A 16,678-nucleotide genomic window follows, 5' to 3' on the forward strand; every position below is an offset into this window, starting at 1 on the left:
TCGTCGGCCTCGGATACCTGGTCCGCGCTCTGCTCGACGACGGACGTCGTGGAGATCCGCCCCGATCTGAGCTGGGCCCTGGAGGCCGCCGTGGAGATGCGCGCCGCGTACGCCGAGCCGCTCGACGAGCTGGAGACGTACCTGGCCCAGCGGAGCGGCGAGCATCCCGACCGACTGCCGGAGCTGGAGCAGCAACTGCACGCCGTGGACGGGGCCTTGCCCCTGTGGGCCGACGCCTACGGGGCACTCTCCGCGATGGGGACGCTGAGCAGGCTCGCACTGGACCCGCTCCTCGACGCCGGCTGACGACCGCGGCGCGTCGTCCTTCTGTACGAGGTCGAGGGCGAGCCGGGCGCCGACCCGCGCCCCGCCGGCACGCCGCACGCGGTGCTGGAGTTCGGCCCTCGGGGCGGGATCCGCCGCCGCTCCCTCACCTCGCCCGACCACACGGAGCCCCGGGCGCAGGCCTGAGAACAGAACAGGGCGTGCGGTCGTGGCCCGAACCCGGCCCGAGGGAGTGCGTGATCGACTTCCGGCCGTCCGTCTGAATTCGGCGGTGTCGACTGTCAGTGGCCGCCGCAACACTCTGAGCGAGTAGTCGTTCAGAGGGGGGCGGATGGCGTTCCGGGCCGTGCATGCCGAGCGGCCCATGCAGGTGCGGAAGAACAGAAGCATGTCCTCGTCGCGGCGGAAGATGTGGCTGCCGGCGTGCCCGGTGATCGCCAAGGCGCCGGGCCAGGTCATCACCTCGAACCAGTACGCGACGGACAGGCGGTCCGCATGGCCGCCCAGTACGCCACTGTGGCGCGAGACGAGGCAAAGCGCGATGGGAGCCCCGGCGCATGAGGCTCCCATCACTATCCGTGATGCTCTCGGAAAGGATCCACACGGACATGACCCATAGTGTCTCAGGGGACCTGCCGCTCTGTGGCGGCGCAGGAGTCCCGGCGAAGCCGTCGCCTGTATGGCGGATCTCTTGCCGTCATGCGCCCGGCTGTACGCGTACTACGGCGGGCAGGACATCGGTCGGCTCCACATGCTCTTGCACAACGACTGGGCGGCGAGGCGAAGCTGGAGGCGCCCTGAACCGGGGATCGCTGGGGAGGGCGGTCGGCCCGCTATCCGAGGATGCCGAGTTCGCGGTCGGGCCGGCAGATGTCGCAGGCGGGTATCGGGCCTTCGGCCAGGATCCGGCGGGCTTCCTCGGTGCTGATCGCCTTGGTGTTCTTTCCGGCGAGGGTGCAGTCGCCGATGTGGACGGCGGCCGGGACCGGGTGCCCGCGCTCGCGCAGGTACGCGACGACCCACCCCGGCCCCTCGGGGAGGTTCCGTACCGGTCTCATCGCGGCCCGGTGCTTCTGCACCTGCTGCTTCTTGGTCAGGATGTCGCGCAGGATGATGCGCTGGAGCAGCTCCAGGGTCTCCAGCTGTTCGAGGTCGTCGGGCAGGTCGAGCACGGTCTCACGCCATCGCGAGCGGCGCCGATGTGGCGCCGGTGTCGGCCGGCTTCTTCTGGAGGGCCGGGGCGGTGGCGGCGCAGGTCTGGCACAGGGGGCATCCGCCGGGCCCGTACCGGTGGCAGTCCTTCTGGCAGATCGCGCAGCGGCCGAGGTACTCCGGCGGGCACATCTGGGGCGGGAGGTTTCTGGGGGCGGCGGCTGGGGTGGTCATGGCGGTCGGCTTTCTCGGGGCGCGGGGCGGCGGGCAGCGTCAGGGTAGAACTCCCGTTCCCATCTGCTGGGGAGCAACGCGCTGGCGCAATTATTCGAACAGGTGTTTCCATAGTGGCATGGCGCGCACGACTTTCCCACCCGACCTCATCGACGCCCAGACCCGATGGATCACCGTCTACGAGGCGCTCGCCGGGCCCCGCCCGGCGGCCCCGGCCGCGCTGCGCCGCCGCCTGATCCGCCTGTCGGCCGAGGTGTTCTTCCACCCGTACTGGCAGCTGCCCGCGGCCGGCGGACGCCCGGAACTCCTGCGGGCGGCGCGCGCCGCCCGCACGGCCCGCACCGGTGGCCGCGACCGGTTCATCTGGCACGTGCGGTGCCGCCCCGACACCACCCCCGACGGCCACCGCCGCATCCTGGACCTGCTGGGCGAGTACACCCCGCTCGTCCAGCCGCTCCCGCCCCTGGCCGCGCTCGCCCAGCTGTCCGGCGCCCGGCGCCTGTTCGGCGTGGACGCGGGCGAGCTCGCCCAGCGCGCCCGCGCCCAGGCCCTCGCCCGCTACGGCATCGACGTCCACATCGGCGTCGCCGACACCTGGTCCACCGCCGCCACCGCCTCCGCCCACACAGGCCGGTCCGGCGTCCTCGCCCTGCCCGACCGCCACACGGCCCAGCGGTTCCTCGCGCCGCTCCCCGTCCAGGCCGTCCACGGCATCGGCCCCGCCCAGGCCGCGAGCCTCCACCGCTACGGCCTGCACACCATCGGCGCGCTCGCCGCGATGGACGAGACCGTCGCCTGCCGCATCCTCGGCGGCAAGGCCGGGCGCACCCTGCGCGACCGCGCCCGCGCCATCGACCCGCGCGGCGTGAACGCGGACCGGATGCCCGAGTCCACGAGCGCCGCGCACGCCTTCGCCGTCGACACCGTCGACCCGGTCCGCGTCCGCGCAGCCCTCCTCGACCTGGCCGTCACGCTCGCCGGCCGGGTCCGCGGCCGCGAGCAGGTCGCCCGCCGGACCACGCTCGCCGTCAGGTTCGCCGACGGCTCCACCGTCGAGCGGACCAAGGCCCTGCCCGAGCCCTCCGCGCACACCGACGACCTGCGCGGGTCCGCGTTCCGGCTCCTCGACGCGATGGCCTTCCAGCGGGCCCGGATCCGCCGCATCACCCTCATCGCCGAAGACCTCCGCCCCGCCGCCGACGGGCCGGGCACCCAGATCTCCCTCGACCCCGTGCGCGAGCGCCGGCTCCTGCTGGAGCCGGTGCTGGACCGGATCAACAGCCGCTACGGGCGGCGCCTGGCCGGGCCCGCCGGCGCCTACCTCCAGGCCAGCTGACGCATCAGGTCCCGCTGAACGGGCACTTCGCAAGTGCCGCTCGACTGGGATGTCCGCGACGCCCCGCCGCACAGGCGGTCGGGCGGTGGCGCCAAGGCTGTGCGCGGCGGCCCCTGACCGCGAGGAACCCGGGCGAGCTGTCTGGCCCTTTCGGGCGTGTCGGCCAGTTCGGCGCGGGCTCGCGGCATCACGCCTCTGACCTGGGCGGATGACGGGCCGGGTTTCAGAATTCTGCAAGAGCAGCCACTTTTTGATCGCCGGTCAATTCTCTTATGAATCTTCCTCTCGCTTGATTGTTCACATGATCATTGGAAATGATCGCCGGGGGTTCATATCAGGTCGGGTGTCACACATGTGCCCTATTTGGCGGATGTGACGAACTTTTCCGCCGGGGCTTCAACGAAATCCGGCGGTGCCGCTAGATCGCCACAGAAAGCGCTCATGTGGGGCTTTTTGGCGGATTCGCAGGTAGCGGGCCGTGTCGATAGCGTCACCCGCAGGTGCGTGCGAGGTCCCGAATCATGTCCTCAGAAAACCTGTCCGGGCCTCGCACGCGTGCAGCTACACACAAAGGAGCACGTCTAATGGCACGTACTTCCCCGCGGCGCCGCCGGGCCAAACGGCCTTCTGTCCGTCTCGCCCCGAGCGAGAGTAGTCGGCGTAACGAAAACTTTCGTTTCGTGAACCGGGTTGGAAAGCGAGGGATTATCGCGTTCATCGCGGTCCTGGCCACCGGTTTCGTGCTGATTCACGGCCACCAGGTCCAGGTCACCGTCACGCCCGGGACCGTCACCGCCCTCAGCGGTGTCCTCTCCAGCGCTGCGGTCGCCATGGTCGGGCTGCGCCGCCACCGGCGCTGACGCCCCGCGGTGGTGAAGGGCACCGCAGGCGCCCTTCACCACCGCTTGCCCCAGGCAACCGCTCCCGCCGCGCCCTCGTGGCCTCGGCAGGAGCGGTGGATCCGTGACAGAACCCGGGGGAAGTCTGGCCCTGCTGGCCAGCAGAAACCCGGATGGAACCCTTTTCGTGACGTGGGAAGCAGCAACAACGATGGACACATGTGAGGTATGCGGTTCCCCCCTGGGGCACCGCGCCGGGAGAGGCCGGCCGCGCAAGTACTGCGACGACCGGTGCCGGCAGGCCGCGTTCCGCCTCCGCCAGGGCCTGCCCCCCGGCCTGCCTGCCGACGAGGCGCCGGCTCCGGTGATGAGCGCGGGCGAGGAGGCCTTCGTCGAGATCCTCAAGGACCTCGTCGACGGCGCCCGTGAACTGCTGCGGGTCGTCCCCTCCTGCGACGGCGAAGAGCCGCTGAAGCGCCTCGCGCAGATGCAGCACCAGGTCGACGGACTCACCGCCGCCGCGGTCGGCCGCGCCCGCCACCGGCGCGTCACCTGGGGCCGGATCGGCAGCATCCTGGGCATCAGCGAGGACACCGCGCGCCACCGCCACTCCGAGCGGTACATCCTGCGCCGGATCACCCGGCTGACCCGCGCCACCCACCAGCCCTGCTCCCTGGCCAGCCTCTTCAGTACCCCCGCAGCTCCCGCGATCACCAGCCCGGAAGGCGGGTCCGGCCCCCTGGCCCCGCCAGCCCCCGCCGAACCCGCAGCCCCGGCTGGCGACCCCGCCGAACCCATCGCCCCGAGCAGCCCCGCCTACAACCGCCTGGCCCCCATCCTGTCCATGCTCCTGCGCACCGCCCAGCTCCCCAACAAAGAGGTGAGTCAGAGGATCGGCTGCTCCGCCTCCTACCTGTCGCGCATCCTCAGCGGCGACCGCGTCCCAACCTGGGCCCTGACCGCGAAGTTCGCCCAGGTCTGCGGCGCCGACCCCGTCGTCCTGCGCAAGGTCTGGGAGTCTCAGAAGCTCAGCGAGAAGGACCGGGACGCCACCGTCACCCAGCACGGCACCGCCCGGATGCCCGCCGCCCAGCGGCTGCGCACAGCGGTGGAGACGCTCCACACCAAGGCCGGCCGCCCCGCCGCGCAGCACCTCGCGGTCGCCAGCCGCTGGACCCTGGACACCGCCGACATCGCCGCACTCCTCGAGGGCGAGGTCCTGCCCACAGACGACGTGCTCAGGGCGTTCGTCCGCCTCCTCGGAGGCGACCTCCCCTACTTCACGACTCTGCTCGCCGACGCCCGCCACGAGGCCGGCATGCGGCAGATGCCCCACCAGCCCCCGCCTCCGCCCTCGCATCCGCCGACTCACGCCGGGAGCACCGCACCGCTCGGCGGCCTCGATGAAACCCTGGAGGCGTTCAGCGCCGCCTTCACCGCGCAAGACCCCCTGGAAGACGCCCGAGCCCGACTACTGAGCAAGGCCGCACGAAGGAGCGTCGCCCCGACCGAACCGACCGCCGACCCGGCCCCCGGCCCCGGCAGCACGCGCACCCGCGCAGCCGTGCTGGGCCGCATGCCTCCGCGGGCGTTATGGGTCTGAGCGCGACCCCGCCCCGGTGCCGACTCCAAGCACTTGCCCGAGCTCGTCGCCCATCGGGCCACCGCCAGCGAGCGTGCGCGGCCCGAAACCGCTGGAGCACAGACAGCTCGGTGGTGATTTAGCCGTTCTGAGGCAATATTGAGCCGTCCTTCCACTCGATAGTCCGATACATCACGAATTGCCTCTTGACCCAGATCCCTTAGGGCAGGCTCCCGGACCTGCCGGGGGCAATGAGGGTGAGGAGGCGGCGATGGCCGCGTACCGGAAGCCGGACCGGAACTGCCGGGAGGACTGCTGGGAGGCGCAGCCGGCCGGGCCGGGTGGGGTATACCGCTGCATCTGCGAGTGGCTCGTCGCCCGGGACGAGGCGTACTGGGAGGAGCCGGCCGACCTGTTCGCCAGGGAGTGGGACTCCTGACCGGACCGCGGTGAGGCGCCGCCCGGCGGCCGGGCGGCAGACAGCGAGCGGGCCCGCACCCGGGAAGGGTGCGGGCCGTTCGGCGCCCGTCGGTCAGTCCTGACCGGGGCCGGGCGTCGCGGCGGGGGAACGGGGGAGGGCGGGGCGCCGGAAGTCAGGCGGGTTCCTCGTAGACGGCGACGGCCTCCAGGAGAACGTTCATCTCGCCGAGCGCGGCCTGGCCGTCGGGCGAGGTCCGGGTCGCCGGGTCTTCGAGGACGTCTGCGGCCAGCGGCAGCAGGGCCAGCAGGGGCGTCACGGTCTTGTCGCCCCAGGAGGTCTCCGCTTCGACCTCCCGTACCGTCGAGGCCGTCAGCCCTCCCTCGTGGTTCTGCCGGGCCGCCAGAAGCGCGGCCGCCAGGTTCCGCTCTCCTTGAGCTGGCTGGTACAGATGCCCCAGATCGCCCTGCATCACCATCGCCCGCCGCCTGAGCTCCACAGCCTTATCCATGCTCTTGACCGTGTCACAGACTGCCCGTGGGCGTCGCCCCCTTGGCTTTGTGCACGAGCACCTTTTCATCGATGCCGGTGTGGCGCCGTCATGGAAACTGGCTACCGAACGCTCTTCGTACGGCATACGTACGGCATTTGTACGCGAAATATGCGCTTCATGGTGTAGGGTGTCGTTCAGGAGGTGCTCTATGTCCGAGTTGTTCGACGCGGTCGACGCCCTGCTCGCGTCCCGTGCCACGCTGCCGCCACCGGCGGAGCGCAAGCGGCTGCGTGCCGCTCACGGCCTGACGATCGACGAGGTGGCCACCGCGCTGAAGGTGCGCCGGGCCACGGTGTCCGGCTGGGAGTCCGGCAAGACCGAGCCCCGCCCGCCCGAGCGCGACGCCTACGCCCGGCTGCTGGACAAGCTCGCGGAGCTCTACCCCGCCCCCCCGGCCGAGGCGGCCACGCCTGCCCCCGCCGCCGTCGCTTCGGTGCCGGCCACGTTCACCGCGGCGCCCGCCCCGGCGGAAGCTCCGTCTCTGTCCCCAGGGGAGGCGCCCGAGGCTGCGGTCATGACGGCAACCGAGAACCGCCAGACCCCTGCCGCTGCTCCGGCGGCCGCGGCCCGTCCGGCGCGCACCGCCAGGACGTCGTCGACGTCGCGCCGTCCGGGTGCGAAGAAGGCGGCCCCGGCGGGTACTCCGGTGGGCGGCGCCGATCCGCGGTTCGAGAATGGCCCGTTGGCGGTCGTCGACGTCGAGGACGGGAAGGTGCTGGCGTACTGCACCGGCGGCCTGGTTCTGGACGTGCCGGCCAAGAGCATTCCGGCCCTGGTCGACTGGACGCTGCGCGAGGCGAAGCTCGGTCAGCCGAAGCTGTCGGGGCCGGGCAAGGACGCCGACCCGCTGATCGTGCTTACCGAGGCCGCGCTGGAGCGTTACGGCCTGCCGGTCACGCTCACGGAGGAGGAGAAGCTCGCCGGGCGGATCCCGGAGGGCCACAAGGTCATCAAGCAGCTGGACCGTGCGGAGTGGAAGCTGACGAAGCGCGGGTTCGGGCCGTGGGCTCGGATCTACCGGCCCGCGACCGGGTCGGAGCGGGCCTGCGTGCAGCTGTGCATCCCCTCGTGGAACGCGCTCGACGCCCGGTTCTGGGGTGCCGCGGGGCAGCTTCCGCCGGCGGAGCTCGCCCGGGTCCTGGGCGTGTACGCGTCCCGGGTGATGACGCCGCGCGGCTCGACCGCGGTGACCGGTCTGGAGCTGATGACCGCCCTGCACCCGCCGACCCGGGCCTCCGCGCCGGATGCCGACGGCAAGCGGCACTCCGAGCACAACCCCGGCAGCCTGGGCAGGGACGCCATCGACCCGATGGACTTCCCGCCGTGCGAGGTCCCCGACGGCCACCCCGCTCTCAAGGACCTGCCGCGCTTCCACGTGCGCGGACCAGCGGAGATGCTCTTCGAGGAGGCGTACGACTGGGCCCGTCCGATGACCGACGCGGAGTGCACCCTGCGCCACCTGGTCGGTATCGACGTGAACATGGCCTTCGCCGCCGGCGCCAACGGCCTGAACGTCGGCCTCGGCGAGGCGACGCACGTCAAGGCCCCGGTGTTCGATCCGAAGCTGCCCGGCTCGTGGCTGGTCGACCTCTCCCACGTCGACCTGTCCCGGGTGAAGGCCGGCAAGGAGTGGGTCCAGCTGGACGGCGGCCTGCTGCCGAGCCCGTTCACTCCGAAGGGCGAGACGCCCGAGGGCCCGGCCTGGTACGCGACGCCGACCGTCGCGTACGCGGTGGAGCTCGGCTACGAGGTGCGCCCGCTGGAGGCGTGGGTGCGCTACGAGAACGGCCGGTACCTGGACGGCTGGTACCAGCGGCTGCGCGACGCCTACCTCGCCACCATGGCCGACCTCGGCGTCCACGCCGACACCGACCCGGCCGACTTCCTCACCGCGATGACCGGCTACAAGGACCGCGACCCGGAGCTCGCGATCGTCGTCTCGGCGGTCAAGGCCACGGTGAAGGGCGGCCTGGGCAAGCTCCGCGAGCGCCCGCGCGGCGAGGGCTGGCGGCCCGGCGAGCCGTGGCGCGCCCTGTCCCGCCCGACGTGGCGGCCGGACATCCGGGCGGCGGTCATCTCCCGCACCCGCATCAACTTGCACCGCAAGATCGTCAAGCACGCCGCGTTCACCGGCCAGTACCCGGTCGCGGTCCTGTCCGACTGCGTCGTCTACGCCTCTAACGGGCCGAGCCCGCTGGACTTCCTGCCCTACCGCGAGGGCAAGCCGCTCCCGGGCGGCTTCAAGCTCGGCGTCAACCCGGGCTTGGTCAAGCACGAGGGCACCCAGTCGGTGCTGTGGGGCGAGGAGGTCCGGGAGAAGTTCACGGCGCCGGAGCTCAACCTGGCCCGGTACATCAAGGACGGCACCGTCACCGGCGCCGACACCGGAGAGTAGGAGTAGGCCACGATGAGCCTGTTCGGGGACGGCCTGGACGCAGCCGTGCAGAAGACGTTCACGCGCCCGGCACCCAAGTCCGCGGGCCCGCAGATACGGTACCTGGTCAAGCAGCTCGGCGGCACGAAGCCGGTCGCGCAGATGCTGCGGGTCTCCCAGCGCACCGTCGAGCGGTACGTGAAGGACGAGATCAAGAAGCCCCGCCCGGACCTCGCCGCGCGCCTAGAGCGCGAGGTGAAGAAGCGCTGGCAGCCGCAGATCCGGGCCAAGGCCAGAGCAAAGGCCGCGTCCACGGGCGGCATCGTCATCGACACCCGCGCCCGCATGGGCTACACCGCCCCGATCGGCTCGACCGACCAGGACCGCGTCCGGCACCTCACCGTCGCCCTGCCCCCCGTCTACGCCGCCCGCCTCTTCGCCGCCCAGGAGGCCGGCGCCAGTGACACCGAGCTCCGGAAGATCGCGGCCGAAGCCCTCAAAGAGGTCTACTTCCAGGCCCGCGGCCACGCCGGAGGGCTGGAAGAGGTCCGGTTCACCGACGTCGAGCACATCGAGTTCGAGCTGTAGCAACCGCGCCCCGGACAGCCCGCGAGCCCGGACCACACTGGTCCGGGCTCGCGGGCTGTCCGGGGCGCGGAGGTTCACCTACGCGTGCCCCCTAACGCGAGCTCGGCGTCGCCGGTTACGCCTCGTCGAAGCCGGTCTCGAAGCCCTTGAGGACCGGGTCGAGCTCGGCGGCGGCGCACAGTGAGCACAGCCGCACCCCCGGCCGCTCGGCGACATCCAAGGCGCGTTCCACCGACAGCACCGGCGCCCCGGCCGGCGCCTCCTCGCAGTCGACGGCGTGCACGACGCCGCCCGGGCCTGGCGCTCGGCCGCCGGTCTTCGCCAGCACCCAGCCCGACGGTCGGGGCGGCCCGAGGATCTGGTCCACGACCGACGGCGCCGGGAGGTACTCGGTGGGCACCTGGTCGTACGAGACGCCGTCCACCGGCCGGACATGCTCCGGAGCGCGGACCCAGACCCGGTACTCGGCGGGCTCCACCGTGTCCCCGGGACCGTTGCGGTACGCCGGGAGCCCGACCTCATACCGCCAGCCGCCGGGCGTCTGGCGCCGGACCCACAGGCGGGCAACGACCTCCTGGTCCCCGGGCAGCAGCACCCGGATGGGCACCGGCTCGGGAGCGGAGGACGTCGTCATGCCCCCACCGTACGGACCAGCGCCGGGACGCCGACGATCGGCACGGCCTGCGCGGGCGCCGCCCTCCGTCCACAGTCACGCCGTGGCCGACTTGTCCCATGAGCGATCACGAGCAGCAGCCGGCCCCGCGCCGCGGCAAGGTCCTGGAGGCCCTCGCACAGGCGGAGAGGAAGCTCTTCACCCGGCCCGCCCCGAAATCAGCAAAGGCACGCATGAAATTCCTCCGCAGGCGCGAGGGCGGGTCCAGCGCAGCCGTGGCGGAGCGCCTGGGCACTTCACGGCGGACGGTGGAGCGCTACCTCGCCGGGAATCTGACGAAGCCGCAGAAGCGGCTCCAGGCCGCCCTGACGGAAGCAACCGAATCCGAGTGGCAACCGCAGGTCAGGGCACAGGCACGCGCGGCGGCGGCCACCTCCAGAGGGATGATGGTGAACGTGACGGCCTACTTCGGATTCACGTGCAAGGGCAGCTCGGATGACGGCCGCGAGCGGCAGATCACCACGGACATCTCGCCCACCTACGTGAAGCAGATCCTGGAGCTCCAGGAGGCCGGTGCGACGGAGGAGGATCTGCATCCGATCGTCGCGAAGGCCATCACCGAGTCGTATTTCACGGAATGGGGCACCCGAGCCGATGGCCTCCGCGCGGACTTCACAGCGGTCAGATCGATTTCTTTCCGGTTCTGATCCGGCCGTATTCAGGGACTGCTATAAAACGTATCGGCGGGCCGCCGCAGAAGCGCTCTGGCGGCGGCCCGCTCCGATTCCCCACCATGAATGCGAGGCCAAAGATGACCAGGATGTGGCCGCCCGGCGGCGATGCCCGCCGCTCGCTCGCCCCGGGCCGCGCCGCGCCCCGCGAGCCGGTCGACGCGGCCCGCATCGGCCGCCGCGTCGTACGGCGCCGGGCAAAGGGCATGGACGCCGGCGCCATCGCGGCCGCCCTCGAGGACGCCCGGTTCGACGCACGGCAGGCGTCCCGGCACGAGGACCTGGCCGACGACGCCCGCGGCCCGGCCGAGCTGGCGGAGTGGGAGCGCATCGAGCAGCTGCTCGCCGCCGCGCCGGCGGGCACCGTCTACGACCCGGACACCGACTCCGTCGTCCGGGCGGAGCTCGAAGCCGACACCGCGGCCGCCGCCGCCCGGGAGGCCGACCTGCGCGAGGCCGCCCGCATCGCGGCCCGCGCCGACGAGCTCCAGGCGCTGCGCGAGCTCGGCACGCTGGAGCAGACCGAGCCCCGGGCCGGGGACGAAGCCGTACGCGAGGAGCTGACCCGGCGAGCCGGCGGATACGTCCAGGACTACGTCGACGGCTGGCTCGCCCGCGCCCTGGCCGCGCACCGCGGGCACTACCGCGACCCGGCCGCCCGCGAGGAAGCCGCCGGCCTTCTCCCCGCGCCGGTCCTCGCCCACGCCGCGCTGCTCGCCGCGCTGCTCGCCGCCCTGGTCCGCCTGGTCCCCGACGCCGACGTCGACCAGCTCCCGTTCGCGGCCCGGCTCGCCACATCCGAGCCGGAAGCCACCGGCACGCTCACCGCGCTCCTCACCCGCGCGCACCCCGCCCGCTGATCACCGAGCGTGCACATCGGGTTGTCACGCTCCCCTGTCACGCACTACTCGAACCGGCTGTCACGGCGGGTGTCACGCTGCCCATCGGGCCCGCAACCACGGGGGCTGACCCCGATTTTCGGGCCCCCGCAGCAGCGTGACACTCCACCGGGCGCGGATACGGAACGTAACTCCCGGGATCGGTGCCGGGCGGCCGGCAGGTGCGGAAGAATCCCCGGGTGAGCATCGACAGCGCCACCGCCGCGCTCTACGCCCAGGCCCTGCAGAGCACCGTCGCCGACCCGAGCCGGTGCACCGTGCCGTGGGGCGTGTGCCCCGAGCACGGCGCCACCCTCAAGGCCCGCGCGCGGGCCACCGCCGACGGCTTCGACTCCTGGTGCATGGACCCCGTCTGCTTCAACGTCTGGCCGTACGACCGGCTGGACGCGGCCTGCACCGAGCCGGCCACCCACACCGTCCAGGCCGACAACGGCGACCGGTACGTGGTCTGCGACGGCCACGCCCTGACCGCCCGCCCCCAGATCACCGACGGCCAGGTCCTGCCCGGCCTCCCCGCCTGAGCACCGAGACGGAGGCCACCGTGGACGACGATGCCTACCCGCTGACCACCGTCGTGGACAGGATCCGCGAGTACCTGGACCAGACCGGGCTGCTCGACAGCGTGGAGTTCCCCGCCATCAAGGACGACGTGACCGAGCTGGCCCGCGAGATCATCGGCGACGTCGAGTCCTCGTTCGGCATGTGAGCCGCGGCCGGCCCGCTCCCGGCCGGGTCCGCCCGAGTGGTCCCCGACGCCCGCGCCCGGCCGATACCGTGGTGGCACACGCCCGTTCGCGCCCTGGAGGCCCTCGATGAGCGAACAGCCGGCCCCCGCCGACACCGCCGCCGTCCGGCAGCAGCTGGAGCCCGCCGCCGCCGACGGACTGCGCGCGTACGCGGCGAAGACCCGCGAGAGCGCCGACCAGCTCGCCGCCGTCCTGGAGGACATCGCCACCAACGGACTCCCGGCGGTGGAGGACTGCACGCCGTGGGAGGAGCTGCGCGAGGCCCACCTCGCCCGGCTCGCCGCCCAGCGCCCGGCCGTCGCCTGATGCCCGCACCGCACGGCCCCCGCCGCGCCCGCATCGCGTTCTCCGACTCCGCCGCCAAGCAGCTGGACGCCATCACCAGCGAAGCCGAGCTCCACGCCCTGGACCGCGCCCTGGTCGTCGTCTCCGTCGACCCCGATGCGGGCGAGCTGCTCCCCGGCGACAGCACCGGGCCGCGGCTGCGCCAGTACGTCGACGACGTCGAACGGGTCCGGCTCGTGTACTGGGTGACGGCGTTGAAGACCGTCGTCGTGGTCGCCTTCATCGAGGTCTGACCCGCGACGTCCTGGACCAGGCCGACCGGCTGCTGCTCGCCGGAGTCGAAGAGGCCGGCGCCGACCACGAGGACGGTCCGAAGCGCCGGCGTCTTCGTCGTTTGGTGAGGGATCGGGTCCGCCGGTTGGTGAGGGATCGCTCGCGTAAGAGGAAGACGTAGGACTGACTGACCAGATGACGAGCGCGTTCTTCTCACCCGGCGTAGGCGAGATACCGGTGGTAGAGGCTGCGCAAGATCTCGCTGACGCGGATGTTCGGTTGGCGGTTCTGGTGGGTGCGCAGCATTCGCACGGTCGGGCGTAGCTCACCAGCGTGCCCGTAGCACCACGGCTCACATGATCCTTCCCGGCGCTGTGTGGCCTCCTGCGCCGCTCTGAGCGGTTCCGGGCTCCCGGACAACGATCACGGGCCTCTCGGGCTCTCACGGCGGCGTACAGCGCTTCACGGAGTCCGGTGTCTCCGCGGTTCGGCTCCTGTGCCGGTGATCTCGTCTCCCGGCCGCGAGCTCTGCTCTCAGAGGGGGGAGAGTTCAACCCGCACGTAGGTACTACAACTACCTACCTACATTGGGGTGCAACAGACGGCCCGGCCCGGCCCGCTTGGGCGGCCCCGCTGGCATCCCGGCGCGGGGCCCCGCTGTGGCCCTCCGGTACCACCCAGACCCTTTGCACCCTTCTGCTTGCTGCCCGCCCTGCTGCTCCTGGTGGTGAAGGGTGCAAGGGCAGCAGAAGGGTGCAAGGCCGGGTGCTGCACCGGTCCGCTTCGCCCTCGATGCAGCAGTCGCCCGACCCAGGCGGCACACGGGTGCTGCTCGTGCAGCAAGGCCGGCCTCACCGTGCAGCGGCCGCGCGCCTCTCCCGGCCCTGCTCCAGCTGCTGCACCCGGTCGCGGCGTGCGGCGCCCAGACGTGAGCACGCCTGCGCCGCGCACTCGAAGTACACGTCGACGTCCGTGCTGTCCTCGTGGCGGGCGACCGTGTATGCGGCCTTCAGCGCCTCGAAGGCCGCGATCACGGGGAGGGTGACGTCCTCGTGTGCCCCGGTCGCCGTGTCGAGGTAGTGGGCGAAGCCGAAGTTGTAGCTGCGGTCGCGCTCCGCCTCGGTCACGCGCAGGTGGGCCTTGCGGGCCGCCTCGAACCAGCGCAGGCCCTCGTCCACGCCCAGGGCGTCCACGACGATCGCGAGGAACGGGGTCACCCGCTCCGCGGTCGCGGGCCAGTTGTCGGGGTCCGGGCCGAAGCGGTTGCCCAGCTCCTGGGTGAAGTGGAGGCCGAAGTCGTACGTCACGTTCCACTCCTACCGCGACGGCCGCCCTCCGGGCGGGCGGCTCGCGGAGCTCCACCCTGGGAACGCTCGTACGCACCCGTTCCACCTGCGGCTTTCCCCTCCAGGGGAACGATGTACTGCTCCCGGCACGAGAACGGCGCCGCACCAGGGGTGCGGCGCCGTTCTCGGACCCGGCCGGGCGGGCGGCCGGGTCAGTGGACGCGCTTGAGGCGGGTCGTCTTGGTGATGGGCGTGACGTTGCCCTTGGCCTTGGCTTCGGCCTTGCGGGCCTTCTCGTCCAGGTGGAGCTGGAAGCGGCGCTCGTACTCGTCCTCGAAGTCGCCGACATCCAAGCGCATGTCCCGAGGCAGCGCCTTGACGGCTCGCTGCTGCTCACGGGGATCGTTGAACGCGGCGATCATCGGGTGGAGCTGGAAGCGCCCGCGACGGACCACCGTGACGAGCCGGGCGGCGACCAGGTGCGGCATGGCACGGCTGATCATGCCGCGCTCCATCGCGAGGCCGGACGCAAGTTCGTCGTGCGTGGCGGCGACCAGGCCCCCCGGCTCCTGCTCGGTCATCATGTGCAGCAGCAGGGTGTAGGCGGTGGGAGGCAGCCGCGGTACGTACGCGAGACCGTTGAAGCTGCCCCACAGCACGTTGCGGCGTGGAACCCATTCCTCGGCAGCGGACGTCATGACGTGGCCTTCCCTTCCCCATCCGACTCCTTGCGCACTTCCAGCTTCGCGCCCGGAGCGGCCATCGCCCGGAACGCATCGGGCGCGTCCGGGTCCTCCATGATCTCGCGCAACAGGTCCAGCTGCTCCACCCTGTCGCTCATACCCGCCTTGGCGCGCTTCTTTGCACCCTTCTCCGGCTCCCTCAGCCCGCCCCTGAGCGACGCGGCTGGGTTGAGCTGGTAGAGGCCGCGCTGGAGCCTGCGCAGCGCGCCGTCGGCCTCCAGGACGTTGAAGACGCGGCTGATGTGAGGCCGGCTGTACCCGAGATCCTCGGCGACGTCGTCGTGCTTGGCCTCGATCAGCCCGCCGGGCTTCTGCGATCCCATCAGGTGGAACAGCACCACGAGCACGAACCGGTCGCTGTCGTAGCGGACAGCGGCCCAGCGCATGAACTCCAGGCTGTCCATGGAGAACGCCTCGCCGATGAACCCCGTGCTGGAGCCGACCGGGAAGACCTGGGCGGCATGGCCGGCGGGCAGCTCGATGGTGGAGCCGGAGGACCGGTTGTAGGCGGTGGGCGGCGGCTTCGGGCGCCGCCGCCGACGGGACGGGGCGCCGGGCAGCTTCGGCGCTGCGCTGCCGTCCAGGGGCCCTGAGCTCATAGGGTCGCTGCCTCCTTGATCGTTGTGGTGTCAGAACCATAGCGGAGAACCGTGGCAGTAGTGCCACCAAAACGCAGCAGCGCCGACACGAAAGTCACCCGTACGTCAGCCCTGGACTGACCTCCGCGTCCGGATCGGGTCCGAACCTCGCGCTGACGCACCGCGCATCGTTTCGTGGCATTAGTGCCACGAAACGATGTTGATCGGTCAGGACCGGCTGACGTCGCGACCGAGATATGTCAGTCCAGGGCTGACATATCTTCCTGAACTCGACTCCCTGACCTGCGGAAACGTGCGGCTCTTGCCTCTAGAACGTGCGCGCGCGTGATACCGGTTCTCCCCGCCGTGATCAAGCACCGCCACGCCGTGGGATCCGCCCACCAGCAGCAGCGACAGAGCCCGCCGGCCGGACCCCGTCGTGGCGCGCGCGGCTTCGCGTGCGGCCCCGTCGGCCCGCTGCGGGTCGTGGACGGCAGCAGCGGCTCTGAGTCTCGGGTGGTACCGGCCGTGACGCTCAAAAGCATGGAAGCGCGGCCGGTGCCGGTGGGCGGTTCCGCCGCCCGGCCCTAGGGGGCCATTCGGCTCCGGTACCTCCGGACGCCGGAATTCAGCCTTTCCGATATCTGAGGTACCGTTCTGTGGCTCGGGTCCGCAACTTCCCAATTCGTTATTCCTCGCGTGAGTCGGGGAAACCGAATTCCGGCGCTGACCTTGCATCAAAAGCCGCGCCCCACCCGGGTGGTTGGGGGGTGTCCCGTGTTTCCGCCAACGGTACATGCTGCATCAACCCGATGCATGCACTACACTGGAACTCACACGAACGAGCGCCCCTCCCCCTCGCGGCCAGCCCGACCCGCGCCAGCGGGCCCCAACGGTTCTGGAGGCGCAGCCGGAAGGACCGTCAGGCGGGGGAGCGCAGCGGACCTGCCGGGAGCGCCCCGCGCTCCCCAACTCCCCCACTGGAGGCCCCATCAGCCGCACCCACCCACCCGATCGGCCCGGCCGCGCACCGCGCGGCCTGCCGGGCGCGCAGCGGCCGGCCCCACCCGTCCCAGGAGCGCAGCGGAGGGGACGGCCCTCGCATCGCGAGGGCCAGCGGGAGCGCAGCGACCGCCCCCAGGTAGGCAGAGCGTCGGGGAGGG

The 16,678-nt window shown here is 71.8% G+C and carries 19 protein-coding genes; 12 read left to right on the plus strand and 7 right to left on the minus strand.

The window, feature by feature from the left end; all coding sequences use genetic code 11:
• Nucleotides 1-48 precede the first annotated feature (48 nt).
• Nucleotides 49-306: a hypothetical protein gene (locus ACZ6J5_RS33985; protein ID WP_469397794.1), complete on the plus strand. Its 258-nt coding sequence runs from the start codon at nt 49-51 to the stop codon at nt 304-306.
• Between the two features lie 812 nt (nt 307-1,118).
• Here the strand turns inward: ACZ6J5_RS33985 and ACZ6J5_RS33990 are convergent.
• A complete protein-coding gene (locus ACZ6J5_RS33990; RefSeq protein WP_469397795.1) occupies nt 1,119-1,457 on the minus strand; it encodes a DUF6233 domain-containing protein in 339 nt (112 codons plus the stop codon).
• A 4-nt stretch (nt 1,458-1,461) separates the two neighbouring features.
• Nucleotides 1,462-1,671, minus strand: a complete 210-nt coding sequence (locus ACZ6J5_RS33995; protein WP_469397796.1) for a hypothetical protein — start codon at nt 1,669-1,671, stop codon at nt 1,462-1,464.
• A gap of 118 nt (nt 1,672-1,789) precedes the next feature.
• On the opposite strand from ACZ6J5_RS33995, the gene ACZ6J5_RS34000 reads away from it, so the two are divergent.
• From ACZ6J5_RS34000 to ACZ6J5_RS34010, 3 genes are all read left to right on the plus strand, one after another.
• Nucleotides 1,790-3,007, plus strand: a complete 1,218-nt coding sequence (locus tag ACZ6J5_RS34000) for a DNA polymerase Y family protein (RefSeq protein ID WP_469397797.1) — start codon at nt 1,790-1,792, stop codon at nt 3,005-3,007.
• Nucleotides 3,008-4,213: 1,206 nt separating this feature from the next.
• Nucleotides 4,214-5,449: a helix-turn-helix domain-containing protein gene (locus tag ACZ6J5_RS34005; RefSeq protein ID WP_469397798.1), complete on the plus strand. Its 1,236-nt coding sequence runs from the start codon at nt 4,214-4,216 to the stop codon at nt 5,447-5,449.
• A 250-nt stretch (nt 5,450-5,699) separates the two neighbouring features.
• Complete coding sequence (locus tag ACZ6J5_RS34010) at nt 5,700-5,867, plus strand: hypothetical protein (protein WP_469397799.1); 168 nt, start codon at nt 5,700-5,702, stop codon at nt 5,865-5,867.
• Nucleotides 5,868-6,021: 154 nt separating this feature from the next.
• Here ACZ6J5_RS34010 and ACZ6J5_RS34015 read toward each other — a convergent pair whose 3' ends face one another.
• Nucleotides 6,022-6,357: a hypothetical protein gene (locus tag ACZ6J5_RS34015; RefSeq protein ID WP_469397800.1), complete on the minus strand. Its 336-nt coding sequence runs from the start codon at nt 6,355-6,357 to the stop codon at nt 6,022-6,024.
• Between the two features lie 190 nt (nt 6,358-6,547).
• Here ACZ6J5_RS34015 and tap point away from each other — a divergent pair, with 190 nt between their 5' ends.
• Both tap and tpg (ACZ6J5_RS34025) read left to right on the plus strand, forming a co-directional pair.
• Nucleotides 6,548-8,794, plus strand: coding sequence for a telomere-associated protein Tap (gene tap / locus ACZ6J5_RS34020; protein WP_469397801.1), 2,247 nt, complete (start codon nt 6,548-6,550; stop codon nt 8,792-8,794).
• 12 nt (nt 8,795-8,806) lie between these two features.
• Entirely contained in the window at nt 8,807-9,361 is a 555-nt protein-coding gene (tpg, locus tag ACZ6J5_RS34025; RefSeq protein WP_469397802.1) for a telomere-protecting terminal protein Tpg, read from the plus strand.
• A 115-nt stretch (nt 9,362-9,476) separates the two neighbouring features.
• On the opposite strand, the gene ACZ6J5_RS34030 is transcribed toward tpg (ACZ6J5_RS34025), so the two are convergent.
• Entirely contained in the window at nt 9,477-9,995 is a 519-nt protein-coding gene (locus ACZ6J5_RS34030; RefSeq protein WP_469397803.1) for a DUF6233 domain-containing protein, read from the minus strand.
• Nucleotides 9,996-10,093: 98 nt separating this feature from the next.
• Here ACZ6J5_RS34030 and tpg (ACZ6J5_RS34035) point away from each other — a divergent pair, with 98 nt between their 5' ends.
• From tpg (ACZ6J5_RS34035) to ACZ6J5_RS34060, 6 genes are all read left to right on the plus strand, one after another.
• Nucleotides 10,094-10,681 (plus strand): telomere-protecting terminal protein Tpg, encoded by a 588-nt coding sequence (gene tpg, locus ACZ6J5_RS34035; protein ID WP_469397804.1) that lies wholly within the window; start codon nt 10,094-10,096, stop codon nt 10,679-10,681.
• Between the two features lie 104 nt (nt 10,682-10,785).
• Nucleotides 10,786-11,565: a hypothetical protein gene (locus ACZ6J5_RS34040; protein WP_469397805.1), complete on the plus strand. Its 780-nt coding sequence runs from the start codon at nt 10,786-10,788 to the stop codon at nt 11,563-11,565.
• A 218-nt stretch (nt 11,566-11,783) separates the two neighbouring features.
• Complete coding sequence (locus ACZ6J5_RS34045) at nt 11,784-12,125, plus strand: hypothetical protein (protein ID WP_469397806.1); 342 nt, start codon at nt 11,784-11,786, stop codon at nt 12,123-12,125.
• A gap of 20 nt (nt 12,126-12,145) precedes the next feature.
• Complete coding sequence (locus tag ACZ6J5_RS34050) at nt 12,146-12,310, plus strand: hypothetical protein (protein WP_469397807.1); 165 nt, start codon at nt 12,146-12,148, stop codon at nt 12,308-12,310.
• Between the two features lie 106 nt (nt 12,311-12,416).
• Nucleotides 12,417-12,656, plus strand: a complete 240-nt coding sequence (locus tag ACZ6J5_RS34055; RefSeq protein WP_469397808.1) for a hypothetical protein — start codon at nt 12,417-12,419, stop codon at nt 12,654-12,656.
• Nucleotides 12,656-12,928, plus strand: coding sequence for a hypothetical protein (locus tag ACZ6J5_RS34060; protein WP_469397809.1), 273 nt, complete (start codon nt 12,656-12,658; stop codon nt 12,926-12,928). Before ACZ6J5_RS34055 ends, ACZ6J5_RS34060 begins: the two co-directional genes overlap by 1 nt.
• 831 nt (nt 12,929-13,759) lie before the next feature.
• Here ACZ6J5_RS34060 and ACZ6J5_RS34065 read toward each other — a convergent pair.
• The 3 genes from ACZ6J5_RS34065 to ACZ6J5_RS34075 all read right to left on the minus strand — a co-directional run bounded on the left by ACZ6J5_RS34065 (nt 13,760) and on the right by ACZ6J5_RS34075 (nt 15,536).
• Nucleotides 13,760-14,215, minus strand: a complete 456-nt coding sequence (locus ACZ6J5_RS34065; protein ID WP_469397810.1) for a hypothetical protein — start codon at nt 14,213-14,215, stop codon at nt 13,760-13,762.
• A 191-nt stretch (nt 14,216-14,406) separates the two neighbouring features.
• Nucleotides 14,407-14,892, minus strand: a complete 486-nt coding sequence (locus ACZ6J5_RS34070; protein WP_352052238.1) for a hypothetical protein — start codon at nt 14,890-14,892, stop codon at nt 14,407-14,409.
• Complete coding sequence (locus tag ACZ6J5_RS34075; protein ID WP_352052237.1) at nt 14,889-15,536, minus strand: hypothetical protein; 648 nt, start codon at nt 15,534-15,536, stop codon at nt 14,889-14,891. Before ACZ6J5_RS34075 ends, ACZ6J5_RS34070 begins: the two co-directional genes overlap by 4 nt.
• Nucleotides 15,537-16,678: the final 1,142 nt, after the last annotated feature.

The organism is Streptomyces sp. NPDC042100 (assembly GCF_055582325.1).